The sequence below is a fragment of the Polynucleobacter sp. genome, from assembly GCF_018500155.2.
Lineage (GTDB): Bacteria > Pseudomonadota > Gammaproteobacteria > Burkholderiales > Burkholderiaceae > Polynucleobacter.
Genome location: NZ_JAHBAK020000021.1, coordinates 1 through 13,452, shown reverse-complemented (window position 1 = coordinate 13,452; position 13,452 = coordinate 1). Strand labels below are relative to the sequence as shown.

Genomic DNA, 13,452 nt, shown 5'->3' with positions numbered 1-13,452 from the left:
TTGCCTACAGTTTTTCTGCCCCCAGGTATCGAGGTATTCGAGCGCGGTTGGCTTTCTGCAAACAATATTTTTATTTTTAGCGCGGAGGATGTCTCGTTAGTAGATACTGGCTACCATACTCATCAAGCCATGACCTTGCAATTAGTGCGCAATGCCATTCAAAGGCATGATCTCAAAACGCTGAATAAAGTGGTGAATACTCATTTGCATTCTGATCATTGCGGGGGTAATGCACAGCTTATTAAGGAGTATGGATGTGATGTGTATATACCTGCAGCTGAAGATTTGGCAGTCAAAGATTGGAATGAGGATTTGCTAAGTTATCGCAATCTGGGTCAGCAATGTCCGCGTTTTTTTCATCAAGGATTGCTTATTCCTGGACAAGCAATTTTAATGGGGGCTTACTACTGGAAAATACTAGCCGCCCCAGGACATGATCCGCATTCGGTCATGCTCTATCAAGAGGAGCATGGCATTCTCATTTCCGCTGATGCGCTTTGGGAGGATGGGTTTGGTGTGATATTCCCAGAGCTTTGGGGTGAACCGGGATTCGAGGAAGTAGCGCAAACACTAGATCTGATTGAGGGCTTAGGTGCTTCAGTCGTCATTCCTGGACATGGAAAAATATTTACTGATGTTGCTAAATCGATTTCCAGTGCCAGATCTCGCTTGGATTATTTGGCATCAGACCCTGATCGTAATGCGCGTCACGGCGCTAAAGTTTTGCTCAAATACAAGTTGATCGAATGGCAATCTAGAGATTTGGGAGCGGTTAAATCTTGGATGAATGCGACGCCTGCACTGCAAAGCGCGGCAAAACAATTGAATATGACAATGGAAGAGTTAGTCGACTGGTTACCGCAGGCGCTTGTAAAGTCAGGTGCTGCAAGCATTTCGCATGACCAGTTAATCAATTGCGATAAATGAGTCCATTAGAAATTCATGGATAGTTTTCCGTAAAACGACCAGTTGTACTGTTGGTAGGTCTGGATCACTTGTTTTGCTGCTCCAATGGCAATCAGTGTGTGCTTGGTGAGTCGTTGAGTGATCATCGCATCTATTGGTACAAACCAACCCCCTCCAGCAGTGTTGTAAACCATGCCGTTCTCATCCCAGAATCGTATTTGGGTACTTGGTGAGAGATTAATTCCAATTGTGGGAAATAAATAAAGACTTCTTAGCAAAGGCTGCTGACCTGAATTTAAAGAGGTGGCATTACCGTTTGAAAAGCCATACATATATCTGGCTAAAGGTGAAAAATCGGAAAAAGCCGTTTTGCTACCTTCTATTGGTTTGTAAATGGTACTGATTTGAGGTCCGGCCGCCCATTGGCCGCTAGCGCCAAAAGGAAAAATAATCCTGGCCCCGATGGTTCCATTCCACTGGTGAAAGATGTCAGGGGGATTACCCCAAATCGTCATCATGGTAGTGCCAGCTTGATACTGTCCGGCATTTTGATTTGGCTGGTTGGGACCGTAATTAGAAACATAAGAGCTATCTAAGCGGAGGGTGCCGCGCCAACCTTGTATGTTTAGAGGTTGATAGTAGCGAAGCTTAAGGGTGTCATCATAGGTGCCGCCGCCATCATTATTGTGATACCCCCAAAACTCCAAGATATGTTGAGATGAGATTTGATTTCTTGGTTCAAAAAGATCCAGAAAATCATCTGAAGATTTGCTCTCTTGGGCCCAGCTGGGATGGCAAGACAGCATAGCGATGAGTAGGCAAATTGAGCGGACAAGTCCCATATACATTAATATTAAATGACTACCAATCACCATTACATCATCTCGGGGACATCATGGAACATACCGTTTTAGTTACTGGCGCTACCGCTGGATTTGGGGAGGCGACTGCACGTCGATTTCTAGCGCACGGCCATAAAGTGATTGCGGTGGGCAGAAGGGCGGAGCGTTTAGATGCTCTAAAAGCTTCTTTGCCTATCGATCAGCAAAAAAGATTGCTCACTTTGGTGGTAGATGTATGTGACAGCGCAAAAGTGGACGATCTTGCTAAAAATCTTCCAGCAGACTTTGCAAATGTGACGGTGCTTGTTAATAATGCCGGTCTTGCCTTGGGTCTAGAACCAGCGCATAAAGCGTTTTTGAGTGATTGGGATCAAATGATTGATACCAATATTAAAGGTTTGGTGCATATGAGCCGGGCATTCTTGCCTGGCATGGTGGAGCGTAAGTGTGGGCATGTAATCAATCTCGGGTCTGTAGCAGCCGACTACCCTTATCCTGGCGGAAATGTTTATGGAGGTACAAAAGCCTTTGTAAAACAATTTAGTTTGAACTTGCGTGCAGATTTAATTGGTACACCAGTACGTGTGACTTGTATTGAGCCTGGCATGTGCTCTGGCACTGAGTTTTCTAATGTGCGTTTCAAAGGCGATGACGAAAAGGCGAGCAAAGTCTATACGGGCGTAAAAGCGTTGAGCGCTGATGATGTTGCTGAAGCAATTTACTGGTCGGCAACCCTGCCAAGTCATATGAATATCAATGTTTTAGAGCTTATGCCAGTGCAGCAGGCCTTTAATCCATTTAATGTGCACCGCGGCGAGCTGTAGATCGCTTTATGAAGACGACTTATCTTGGTCCTTCAGGCGATAAAATTGGGGATAAATACGCATCACTACAGGGCCATTAAAGTCCCAGGATTTGCAAGTTCCCAGATAGAGTGGTGGTTTGCTTTCGTCGGGATCAAATAATGCGCCAGGAATCGCTTGAAACGCTGCAGTTGCCAAGCTATTGAGCAGCTCACGTAGGTGTGTGCAGCCCGCAATGCCACCTAAATGGTTTTGAATCGTTTTGCGCCAACCTTTACCTAGGCGTTCACCAATCAGCGCATTCATGGGGGGAATAACCTGAGGGCATTCAGGATGGGGGTGGCCATCCATGGCGACTTCAATATCTTGAATGACAAGTGCCTTATCTAAGGTGACTCGCACCCACATATCATGAAAAGCCTGGCCTGGTTGCCAGGTAGTAGTGCCAGTAACAAAAGGCGTTGTTTTGAAATCTTTTAGATGACCTTCAATATCCCAAAGACCATCCTCTCTTGCAAATCCTTGAAAAGTAATTTCGCGAGTGTGTAAGGGGGAGCGAGGCTTAGGGGTAGAAAGCATATAAAGAAATCGTTGATAAGTGCTTATGAGGATTACTCGTAATAATAATGAATAACTAAGCAATGAGGTGTCGAGCTTCATTTTGCGCTCTGTAGTATTCTTTTTGGAATATGGCAAAACCCATTTCCCTTGAAAAAATCTTATTTAGCCAAGGCTTTGGCACTAGGCGTTATTGCAGCGACTTGGTTTATGCCGATCTTGTCAAAGTGAATGGTCAATTGGCCGAGGATCCGGAGGAGCGTATTTCCACCGAGGGACTCATACTCAATGTTGATGGAGAGGATTGGGAGTATCACGAAAAAGCCTATATTGCTTTTAACAAGCCACCCAATTACGAGTGTTCTCATAAAACGACACATCACCCCAGTGTGTACAGTTTATTGCCCGCTCCGTTAATCGAGCGTGGTGTTCAGTGTGTTGGGCGCCTAGACTTTGATACAACGGGATTGTTGCTGATTTCTGATGATGGCCAATTTATTCATAGAATGACAACGCCCAAGAAAAATATTGGGAAGGTATATGAAATCACTACGCCAGAGCCCATTACTCAGGCGCAAATTGATCATCTACTAAATGGTGTCGTTTTGGACGATGATCCCAGACCCTGCTATGCCACAGCCTGTAAGCTAATTTCTGAGCATGTTTTGGCTATGACGATCGTTGAGGGTCGATACCATCAAGTCAAGAGAATGATGGCGGCAGTGGGTAACCATGTTGCGAAACTGCATCGCACTCAAATTGGCGCTTATCAGATGCCGTTCAATTTAGCGCAGGGTCAATGGCGTTGGCTTACCCCAGATGATTTAAAACAATTATCTCAAAGTATCGAGGCAAAATGACACAGACACTTTTAGCAAAAGACTTTGATTTTCGAGGGACTATACCCGATTGGCAAATAGATTCATCTGGCTTGCAAATTTGCCGCGAGTTTATTTTTCAGGACTTTAAACAGGCATTTACATTTATGACACTATGCGCTCAATATGCCGAAGAAATTGACCATCATCCTGATTGGAGTAATAGCTGGAATAAAGTTACAGTACAGCTTAGTACGCATTCGGCAAAAGGGTTAACGCTTTTGGATATTCAAATGGCAAAAGCGATGGATGCCTTTGCCATACAAGTAAAGCCTTAAGGTTTAGTGGTCACCGTTATCGCTTTCATCCTCATTGAGGCTCATCAAAATAGTTGCCAGTAGGCCATAAACTATCTCGGTGGGGATCATGCCGTTTTCGTCCAATTCATCTATGAGGTCATTGAGGCAATCCTCAGTTGGCTCATTGAGTAATGTCATGGCACATTCACAGCCATAATTAAAATCTTCGTCGTTTTGGGTCTGATGGTCGCTGGACATAATTTTCCTTGGTTGATAACAGGATTCTTTTAAATGATCACTATATGCTAAAGCAGGTCCAAGCGGATGGATTATGGTGCTAGGGACCAAAATTCATTTGGATAGATCGTTTAACATGAATTTATGAGATTGATTAAAACCATTGTTTTCATGGCTTGCTTGGCTCCCCTCATGCGCTTGATATGGCTTGGAGCGATTGAAGACTTGGGGGCTAATCCGGTTGAATTCATTACGCGATCAACCGGAACATGGGCTTTGGTGTTTTTATGTCTTACGCTGGCAATGACCCCATTGCGACTACTCACTGGCATGACGCTATGGATCAAATTTCGCCGTATGCTGGGCCTTTATTGCTTCTTTTACGCCAGCATCCATTTTGGAATTTGGCTTTATCTGGATCAAGGTTTGGACCTACGAGCAATGATTCATGATGTACTAAAAAGACCATTTATTACGATGGGTTTTCTAAGTCTAGTGTTGTTGATTCCATTGGCGCTGACATCAAATGCGTGGGCGGTCCGAAAACTTGGTCGCCGATGGACCTTATTGCATAAATGGGTTTATGTGATTGCAGCTACTGTTATTGCGCACTATTGGTGGCACAAAGCAGGTAAGAATGATCTACAAACCGTCACTATTTATGCGGTTATCTTGATGGCGTTGTTACTATTTCGCGTTCCATTTATTCGTCAATGGTTGCAATCTATTCAGAAAACGTGAGCTCAGGAATGGAGTGTAAATTCAGTAATGCGTGAGCAGACTCTGGGGTCGCATTAAGCCAATCATGCAGTAGCTCTGTTTTTAGTGGTACTACAGTGCGCTTTTCTTCACCCGGCTTGTGGCAACGATTCATGACAGTGTGTTGGCTTGCATCGATGGTTAGCATGGAGAAGGACACAATAAGCTCACCAGTCTCGGGCTCGGTCCAGGTATCCCATATTGAAGCGATAGCCATGGGTTCGTGATTTGCTTGGATAATTTTGGTGCGTACCGCCTTACCAGATTCATAACAAGGCTCATAAAACGCATCTGCTAAAGCCAAGGCGTATTGCCGCTTCGTCCAAGCGCTCCGGTATGAAGGTTTTTCACGAACAGTTTCTGAGCGAGCGTTATAGGTTTTTCTACCAAAGTCATCATCTTTAGCCCACGCAGGAATCAGGCCAAAACGAGCGGGCCCGAGAGCAATGCGGTGTGTATGGTGACTCTTAAGAACAATAATTCCGGGATAGGTTGGAAAGACATCATGCGCTTGAGCGCTTGGTAAATCAAGGTCAAAATGGGTTTTAACCCAATCAGCATTGGTGGTGGTGAGATACTGAACGCACATGATTAGATTTTACAGCTCGCCTTACTGTTACTATGAGTGACTTATTGAATTGAAGGTATCCCTAATGAAATTATTGAACACGAAAACCCCATTTTTCTCTCTTCGTATACTCGCCATTGCTATTTTAGCGATCAGTTTTTTTGGAGAGGTTTCCGCTCAGCAAAGTGGCTTACCTATTAATGCTGCAGCCTCAGTCAATGGGGCGATCATTACCAATGACATGGTTGAGCAAGGTATTAAGGCTGCTTTAGCGCAAGGACAAAAAGATACGCCCGAACTACGCAAGGCGGTCATTGAAAAATTTATTGAAGTACTACTCTTATCTCAGCAAGCCGAAAAGGATGGATTAGCAAATTCCGAGAAAGCCAATACGCAGTTAATGATGATTCGTCAAAACTACTTGGCCGATTTGGAGTTATCCACTTTTATGGCTCAAAACCCAATTAGTGATGCTGATGTTCAGGCGGAGTACAACAAACAAGTAGCATCTCTGGGACCGCAGGGTATGATCGTGGAGTACAAAATTAGTGATATTGCTGTTGCCAGCGAAGCGGATGCTCAGGCCGCTCTCAATCGGATTAAAAAAGGTGAGGCGTTTGATAAGGTGGCTAAGAGTGTATCTTTGGCACCCAATAAGGCCCAAGGCGGAGCGGCTGGCTGGGTGCAGTCTGGACAAGTGCCACCTCAAATTGGCGCTGTCTTGGTTAATCTGAGTAAGGGTCAGACTTCTGCCCCTATTGAATTGCAACAAGCGTGGTATTTGGTGAAATTAGAGGACAAGAGATCAAGTAAACCACCGAGTTTTGAGCAAGCCAAGGCGGGGATTCGTGCGGGTATCGCGCAAAGAAAGCAATTTGAATTTATCTCTGGGATTGCTAAGAACGCAAAAATTATTGTGCAGTAAGAAGGTATAAGACATCACTTCATGTCGAATAAAAAAGGACTCGTTAGAGTCCTTTTTCTATTGAATTCAATTTTCTAGGGGTTATTTCATTCGCTCAAAGGTGACAAAGTGAAAATGAATACCATTTTCAGAGTCTGAAGTTCGTTCAATCTCTTTCCATTCGGATGGTTTTGGTACTTCGAAGAAGGTGTCGCCCCCATCCACATCCATCTCGATTTCAGTGATATACAAGCGATCTGCTTTGCTAAAAGCTTGTTTAAAGAGCTGCTCGCCACCGATGACAAACACTCTAGGGGCTTCACTTAACTTATTCAGGGCTTCATCAAGGGAGCCAGCAAGCTCGGCCCCAGCAGGCTCGTAATGGGCATTGCGACTCACCACAATATTGCGACGACCTGGAAGTGGGCGCCCAATGGATTCCCAGGTTTTACGCCCCATAACGACGGGGTGCCCCATGGTGACGCGTTTAAAGAACTGCAAATCCTTTGATATTTTCCAGGGCATTTGATTGTCGCGACCAATGACGTGGTTACGAGAGCGCGCAACAATCATGGAGATAGCAGGTTGTGTCATCGCAGATTCTTAAACTGCTACAGGAGCTTTAATGTGAGGATGTGATTCGTAACCAACGATTTCAAAATCCTCAAATTCATAATCAAAGATTGAATCAGGCTTGCGCAAGATATTGAGTTTAGGTAATGGGAAAAAGTCTCTTGAGAGCTGAAGGTCTACTTGCTCTAGGTGGTTGCTATAGAGATGACAGTCTCCGCCTGTCCAAATGAAGTCACCCACCTCTAAATTACATTGCTGAGCCATCATGTGAGTTAATAAAGCATAGCTGGCAATATTAAAAGGCACGCCTAAGAAAATATCTGCACTACGTTGATAGAGTTGGCAGGATAGTTTGCCGTCTGCAACATAAAACTGAAAGAATGCGTGGCAAGGGGCCAAAGCCATACGGGGAATATCAGCCACATTCCATGCAGAAACGATGATGCGACGCGAATCTGGATTTTTTTTGATTTGCTCTACAACTTCACTAATCTGATCAATATGTTGTCCATTGGGCGCTGGCCAGGATCTCCACTGATAGCCATAAATGGGACCTAATTCACCATCAGGTGCGGCCCATTCGTTCCAAATGGAGACGCCACGCTCTTTAAGCCAGTTATTGTTGGTACTGCCTTTTAGAAACCATAGCAATTCATAAATGATGGACTTGAGATGCAGCTTCTTAGTTGTCACCATGGGAAATCCCTGGCTCAAATCAAACCGCATTTGATGGCCAAATACCGAAATGGTGCCTGTACCGGTGCGATCAGACTTCTTCACACCTTTGGCTAAGACTTCCTTCATGAGATCGTGATATTGGCGCATGTTTACTCAAAAACTCTCAAGTACGATGTGGTTACTTAATTAGTTGATCAATTTTATTTTTGACATCTTTCCACTCTTCAGCATCTGGAAGAGCAGCTTTTGATTTAGTAATCGATGTCCAATTTGGGGAGAGTTCAGCATTTAACTTAATAAAAACTTGTTGATCGCCTGGCACATCATCTTCAGCATAGATAGCGTTTACTGGACATTCGGGAACGCAGACTGCGCAATCGATGCACTCATCTGGATCAATTACCAAAAAATTAGGGCCTTCGCGAAAGCAGTCAACAGGGCAAACATCAACACAGTCGGTATATTTGCAGCGAATACAAGATTCAGTAACAACGTAAGTCATAGTGTTTAATGAAAAAGACCCAAAGATCGGGTCTGTTAGTGATTAAACCCTCATTTTAGCGTATATGCCCCATGCGTTATTGGCATCAGCGCGGTAGTGCAGCCAAGACAATAAAAGGTTATCCTGACAATGCAAAATTAAGTCAAAAAGGGCGTTTACCTTATGAAAATATTAGTAGTCGGGGCAGGTGGTATCGGTGGGTTTTATGGCGCTCAATTGCACCAAGTGGGGGCGGATATCACCTTTCTGTTGCGGGGCAAGCGTAAGCAATTAATCGATGAAAAGGGTTTAACGATTGAAACTCCTAAAAATCACTTTACGATTTTTCCAAAAACGGTTCTTGCAGACCAATTGGAGCCTATTTACGATTTAATTATTTTGGCGCCTAAAGCCTTCGATCTAGCTGATTCACTGAATTCAATTTCCAAGGCAAGTTCTCATGGAATGATCCTTCCTTTTTTAAATGGGTTTACTCATTTAGCGGTTTTGGATCAGCAGTTCGGACAGAATCGTGTCTTAGGTGGGGTTGCGCACATTGCCGCCACCATTACTGAGTCTGGTTCGGTGAAGCAGTTAAATGAAATGAAGACCTTAACTGTTGGTCCGCGCAACCCGAATCAAGTCGCTGTGTGCCAGGATTTTTTTCAGCTTTGCAATAAAGCCGATTTTGATTCTTTTTATCGGGACGATATTGAATTGGCGCTGTGGGAAAAATGGGTATTTCTCGCAACTTTAGCGGGTGCGACCACCATTTGCCGTGGCTCAATTGGCGATATAGTGGCCACAACCTATGGAAAAGACTTAATACAGCAGATGTTTCATGAGTGCTGTGAGATAGCCAGCTCGCTTGGCTACATAATTTCTGACCAAGCCCGAATCAAGTCATTAGAGATTTTAACTAAGGCTGGATCCCCGTTTACCGCCTCTATGTTGCGTGATTTGCTCGCAGGAAATAAAAATGAGCATGAACACATTTTGGGTGAATTGATCAATTTTGCGGTTAAAAATTCAATCGAATGCCCTTTATTAAAAATTGCCTATACTCATATGGCTGTAGAAAGTCGTCACCAAAGTTAGCTAATGACTATTGGTTAAACTGAGGGCGCTAACATGACTAATCCCGCGAAGAAAAGAGCAGAACATGCAAGAGTATCGACTTCAGATTGATAAAGCAGCAAAACCATTGTTGATTATTGATTACACCTTCGGTACTGACCGTAGCTTAGAGTCTTTAAAATCAACCAATCTTCCGCCCGCTTTGCAAAATGCCAAGGTAAAGACGGAGTTTGATTTAGCGAATGCATGGAGTACTTTCATGCGTAAGTATCTAGAAAAAACCCAAGATCTTGCCTCCACTCCAATTTGTTGGGGTGGGCATTACGATCAACTGGGTAGGGTGATGCTGGAAATGATGCGTCTTAGCCGAGATAGGTTAATGATGGCAGATCAAGCAGCAGTTTATGAATTGATTCCTAATATTGAGGAAATCTCGTTCATCAGCAAGCCATCTCGTTTAGAGGATAAGATGTTTTGTCGTATATGGCTCTCTTTGATTCGCCATCCATCTTTTCAGGAAATGGAGCTAGAAGAGGATGAGCTAGCCTCCTATCAATATTGGCAAAAGTTATTTACGGTTGCCCTTGGCAAAGCCAATGAGGAGCTACTCAAACAAAACGCATAGATCGTCTGATGCTCAAGTTAAAAAAAGCGCTCTAAAAAGAGCGCTTTTTATTTGTCGATACCGCTTTGCTTAACCTCCGTAGAGGAATTTTGGTAGCCACAAGGTCATGCCAGGCAAGATGTACATAAAGACCATGCAAGCAATCACAATGAACATGTATGGCATCATGCCTGCAAAAATCTGATTGAGAGTGACGCCAGGTGGCGATACCCCTTTGAGATAAAAGGCAGACATTGCGACCGGAGGCGATAAGAACGCGGCTTGTAGGTTAACGAAGACCAAGGTCCCCCACAAAAGCGGATCAATCTGGAAGTGAGCCAATAAAGGCAAGAAAATCGGCACAAAAATCACAATGATTTCAGTCCACTCCAAAGGCCAGCCAAGGAAGAAAATGATTGCTTGGGATAGCAACATAAACTGAATTGGCGTTAAGTCTAGCTTGAGTACCCATTGCTCAATAATGGATTGGCCGCCTAGGATGGTAAAGACTGCTGAAAACAGTGCTGAACCAACGAACAGCCAGCAAACCATTGAGGTGGTTTTAGCAGTAAGGAAAACTGCTTGCTTAGTGCGCTCGAAATTTAAGGTACCGGCTTGCAGTGCCAAAATAAATGCACCTAAGGCTCCTACAGCAGCAGACTCAGTGGCGGTCGTAATTCCTAGTAAGATCACAGCCAACACCAATATCGTAAGCACACCCAGCGGCACTACTGACTCGATCAGCAATTTAAGAATTTCAAACTGCTCTTCATCTAAATTGATGTAGTAGTAGATAAGAAGTAGCCCAAAGAGTACGCAAGTAAGAGCAAAGTAGAGCTCAAAATTTTCCGGTGGCCCATTATCTGCTGCAGCTGCAGGTCCCGCTTCGGTTGGCGCATCTCCTGCTGCTGCATCCAAGGCTACCAAGGGAGCATCTTCTTCGATGGCTTTTGATTTGAGGTTGCTAGAAGTAGCATCTAATGCCACTAGGCCCTCTTCAGCGGGCTCAGAGGCATCGCTTGCTGCTGACTGAGCAACTTGAGTAACCACTGGAACATTGAGCGCATCTCTTTCTGCTTGTTGATGGATGATGACATACCACCATACGCCCCACATTGTGAGTGCTACCAAAATGAAAGGCGTTAACGCTGCTAAGACATTTTTTGCGATTTGCTGAAATGAAAGTCTAGCGTCATTAGATGCATTGAGTAATTTTCCTGGTGAGAAAAGCGCTTTTATCGTTGCTACCAACATATTTTTAGAGTAGTTTTCCCCTAAAAAGCGAATGGAGGCTGGGAGCGGTACGGCAAGCTGCTCTGCAGGAAGCTTAGGCGCCACTTTAGGATTGATTAAAGCCCAGCCAATGATGTACACCAGGTATAAAAATGCAAGGAAAAATCCTGGCACCATTGCCGCGGCATACAGCTTAACAACAGATTGTCCTGCAACGGCTGCATACACAATAATCATCACAGATGGCGGAATCAAAATACCCAATGTACCGCCGGCGGTAATAACACCAGCAGCGAGGCGGGTGTCATAGCCAGCATTGAGCATTGGTTTCATAGCAATCACGCCCATCAGCACAACTACGGCGCCAACTAATCCGCTAGCAATACCCCAGAAAGTGCATACGATCAATGTTGCTACAGCCAATGATGCGGGCAGGCGGCGGAATGCTAACTGAATACTGTAGAACATCTTATCTACAAGTGCCCCTCGTTCCATCACGTACCCCATCAATACAAAGAGGGGGATGGAGAGTAAGACGTCATTTGTCATGCCGCCAAACGTTCTTTGCACCATGAGGGTAAAGATTTTGTTTGCTGTCCAGCTTTGCGATGGGTCATAAAAAGCGGCAAAACCGAACATCATGCCAAGACCCATTAGGGTAAAAGCAGTTGGGAAGCCCAGCATGATTACAACAATAATCAAGCCAAGCATGGCTAGGCCAAGAATTGGATCAGTCATGATTTATCTCTTTAGTTTGGCCAATGCGATGATGAGCTGCTTCATCAATAGATTTGGCGTTTTTGATTGCAAGTTGGCGAGCTTCTTCATCTACGTGTGTGGATGAAGCTAATTGTTGTTCAATGACATCGATTTCCTCGGCATCTTTTAGTCGGGCAGGCCACTCACCAGTTTTGATGCAAATAATGCAACGCAAAATTTCTACAAAACCTTGTAACAGAACAAATGCGCCTGCCACTGGAATAATGGTCTTAAAGGGGTAGAGGGGTGGACCATTTGCAATTTGTGTGGTGTGTTCGCCTATGCGCCAAGATTCTGCAGCGTAGGTGTAACCAGCGTAAACCAGCGCTGCAATTCCAGGCAGGAAAAAGGTAATGTACAAAATTAGATCTAAAGTGGCTTGAGTGCGAGGCTTCATAGACCCATACAAGAAGTCACCGCGTACGTGACCATTTTGAGCTAGGGTATAGGCGCCACACAGCATAAATAATGTGCCGTATGCCATGACCGATAATTCGCCAATCCAAGCGGATGGGGAGTTAAAGGCATAACGGCGCACAACATCTGTAAATACCATGAGCATTAACAGAACAACCAGCCAGGATGCTGCCTTTCCAACAAAGGTGCTAATTTCATCCACTCTTAACATGAATTTATCCATGCACTACTCTCCTAAACAACATTTATTGCTTTAATTATTAAAAAAACCGGACGGGATTGCCGTCCGGTTATGCAGCAAAACTACTTATTAGATTTTAACCTTTGAAGTAGTGGTCGTATGCGATCTTCATATCAACGTTAGTGAGCAAGTCCCAACGAACCGCACGCTGTGCAAAGGCTTTTTGTGAATCCAATACTTTCTTGAACATTGGGTTCTCAGAAGCCTTTTTAGCAATGATCTTGTCCCAAGCATTCAATTGAGCTATCAAGATTGACTTAGGTGTTGCATAAAACTTCACCTTATCTTTAGTTTGCAACTCAACAAAGTCTTTGGAGTAACGATCAATTGCTTTCCAAGACATATCTGCTGAAGAAGCCTCAGTACCATATTTCAGGATAGCCTGGAGGTCGGCTGGCAATGAGTTGAATTTCTTCTTATTGAAGATAATTTCAAATTGCTCTGAACTCTGGTGGAAGCTTTGGAGCATATTCACTTTAGATACGTCTGGGAATCCCAAAATACGATCTGAGCTGGCATTATTAAATTCAGCTGCATCCAGTACGCCACGATCCATTGCAGGAATAATTTCGCCGCCTGGCAAAGCTTGAACGGAAGCGCCCATATCGGTGAAGATCTCAATAGAGAGACCTACAGTACGGTACTTCAATCCCTTCAAATCATCTGCCTTAGCAATTGGCTTTTTGAACCAACCT

17 protein-coding genes and 1 pseudogene are annotated in these 13,452 nt (G+C 44.2%); 8 read left to right on the top strand and 10 right to left on the bottom strand.

Translation table 11 applies throughout. The annotated features are described in order from the left end of the window. Entirely contained in the window at positions 1–927 is a 927-nt protein-coding gene (locus KIH43_RS02735; protein WP_297717477.1) for an MBL fold metallo-hydrolase, read from the top strand. Positions 928–932: 5 nt separating this feature from the next. Here the strand turns inward: KIH43_RS02735 and KIH43_RS02730 are convergent, their stop codons facing one another. Further along, positions 933–1,748: a hypothetical protein gene (locus KIH43_RS02730; RefSeq protein ID WP_297717475.1), complete on the bottom strand. Its 816-nt coding sequence runs from the start codon at positions 1,746–1,748 to the stop codon at positions 933–935. A gap of 53 nt (positions 1,749–1,801) precedes the next feature. Between KIH43_RS02730 and KIH43_RS02725 the strand changes: the two genes are divergently transcribed. Further along, positions 1,802–2,572: an SDR family NAD(P)-dependent oxidoreductase gene (locus tag KIH43_RS02725; RefSeq protein WP_297717473.1), complete on the top strand. Its 771-nt coding sequence runs from the start codon at positions 1,802–1,804 to the stop codon at positions 2,570–2,572. 6 nt (positions 2,573–2,578) lie between these two features. On the opposite strand, the gene KIH43_RS02720 is transcribed toward KIH43_RS02725, so the two are convergent. Beyond that, positions 2,579–3,130, bottom strand: a complete 552-nt coding sequence (locus tag KIH43_RS02720) for a DUF2889 domain-containing protein (protein ID WP_297717471.1) — start codon at positions 3,128–3,130, stop codon at positions 2,579–2,581. 110 nt (positions 3,131–3,240) lie between these two features. Here KIH43_RS02720 and KIH43_RS02715 point away from each other — a divergent pair, with 110 nt between their 5' ends. Further along, entirely contained in the window at positions 3,241–3,969 is a 729-nt protein-coding gene (locus KIH43_RS02715) for a 16S rRNA pseudouridine(516) synthase (protein ID WP_297717469.1), read from the top strand. Continuing rightward, positions 3,966–4,265, top strand: a complete 300-nt coding sequence (locus KIH43_RS02710; protein ID WP_297717466.1) for a 4a-hydroxytetrahydrobiopterin dehydratase — start codon at positions 3,966–3,968, stop codon at positions 4,263–4,265. Before KIH43_RS02715 ends, KIH43_RS02710 begins: the two co-directional genes overlap by 4 nt. 3 nt (positions 4,266–4,268) lie before the next feature. On the opposite strand, the gene KIH43_RS02705 is transcribed toward KIH43_RS02710, so the two are convergent. Next, positions 4,269–4,484: a hypothetical protein gene (locus KIH43_RS02705; protein WP_297717464.1), complete on the bottom strand. Its 216-nt coding sequence runs from the start codon at positions 4,482–4,484 to the stop codon at positions 4,269–4,271. 123 nt (positions 4,485–4,607) lie between these two features. On the opposite strand from KIH43_RS02705, the gene KIH43_RS02700 reads away from it, so the two are divergent. Continuing rightward, the gene (locus KIH43_RS02700; protein WP_297717461.1) at positions 4,608–5,204 is read left to right on the top strand and encodes a protein-methionine-sulfoxide reductase heme-binding subunit MsrQ; all 597 of its coding nucleotides are present in this window, start codon (positions 4,608–4,610) and stop codon (positions 5,202–5,204) included. Here KIH43_RS02700 and KIH43_RS02695 read toward each other — a convergent pair. Continuing rightward, on the bottom strand, positions 5,188–5,811 hold the full coding sequence (locus tag KIH43_RS02695; protein WP_297717458.1) for an SOS response-associated peptidase family protein: 624 nt from the start codon (positions 5,809–5,811) through the stop codon (positions 5,188–5,190). The genes KIH43_RS02700 and KIH43_RS02695 overlap by 17 nt on opposite strands. Before the next feature lie 64 nt (positions 5,812–5,875). Here KIH43_RS02695 and KIH43_RS02690 point away from each other — a divergent pair, with 64 nt between their 5' ends. Continuing rightward, on the top strand, positions 5,876–6,715 hold the full coding sequence (locus tag KIH43_RS02690) for a peptidylprolyl isomerase (protein WP_297717455.1): 840 nt from the start codon (positions 5,876–5,878) through the stop codon (positions 6,713–6,715). 81 nt (positions 6,716–6,796) lie between these two features. Here KIH43_RS02690 and KIH43_RS02685 read toward each other — a convergent pair whose 3' ends face one another. From KIH43_RS02685 to fdxA, 3 genes are read right to left on the bottom strand one after another with little or no spacing between them, the layout of a single operon-like run. Continuing rightward, positions 6,797–7,288, bottom strand: coding sequence for a dihydrofolate reductase (locus KIH43_RS02685; RefSeq protein ID WP_296970035.1), 492 nt, complete (start codon positions 7,286–7,288; stop codon positions 6,797–6,799). Positions 7,289–7,297: 9 nt separating this feature from the next. Then, a complete protein-coding gene (locus KIH43_RS02680) occupies positions 7,298–8,092 on the bottom strand; it encodes a thymidylate synthase (protein ID WP_296970036.1) in 795 nt (264 codons plus the stop codon). Positions 8,093–8,123: 31 nt separating this feature from the next. Then, positions 8,124–8,447, bottom strand: coding sequence for a ferredoxin FdxA (gene fdxA, locus KIH43_RS02675; protein WP_297717452.1), 324 nt, complete (start codon positions 8,445–8,447; stop codon positions 8,124–8,126). A 162-nt stretch (positions 8,448–8,609) separates the two neighbouring features. On the opposite strand from fdxA, the gene KIH43_RS02670 reads away from it, so the two are divergent. Together KIH43_RS02670 and KIH43_RS02665 are read left to right on the top strand one after the other, a co-directional pair. Next, positions 8,610–9,524 carry a 2-dehydropantoate 2-reductase gene (locus KIH43_RS02670; protein WP_297717449.1) on the top strand — a complete coding sequence of 305 codons (915 nt, stop codon included), beginning with the start codon at positions 8,610–8,612 and terminating at the stop codon, positions 9,522–9,524. Between the two features lie 64 nt (positions 9,525–9,588). After that, entirely contained in the window at positions 9,589–10,128 is a 540-nt protein-coding gene (locus KIH43_RS02665; protein ID WP_296970042.1) for a hypothetical protein, read from the top strand. 69 nt (positions 10,129–10,197) lie between these two features. On the opposite strand, the gene KIH43_RS02660 is transcribed toward KIH43_RS02665, so the two are convergent. From KIH43_RS02660 to KIH43_RS02650, 3 genes and pseudogenes are all read right to left on the bottom strand, one after another. After that, positions 10,198–12,078: a TRAP transporter large permease subunit gene (locus KIH43_RS02660; protein WP_297717446.1), complete on the bottom strand. Its 1,881-nt coding sequence runs from the start codon at positions 12,076–12,078 to the stop codon at positions 10,198–10,200. After that, positions 12,071–12,739: a TRAP transporter small permease subunit gene (locus KIH43_RS02655; protein WP_297717443.1), complete on the bottom strand. Its 669-nt coding sequence runs from the start codon at positions 12,737–12,739 to the stop codon at positions 12,071–12,073. The genes KIH43_RS02660 and KIH43_RS02655 overlap by 8 nt, the downstream gene beginning before the upstream one ends. A gap of 94 nt (positions 12,740–12,833) precedes the next feature. Continuing rightward, a pseudogene (locus KIH43_RS02650) lies at positions 12,834–13,452 on the bottom strand (C4-dicarboxylate ABC transporter); the annotation flags it as partial.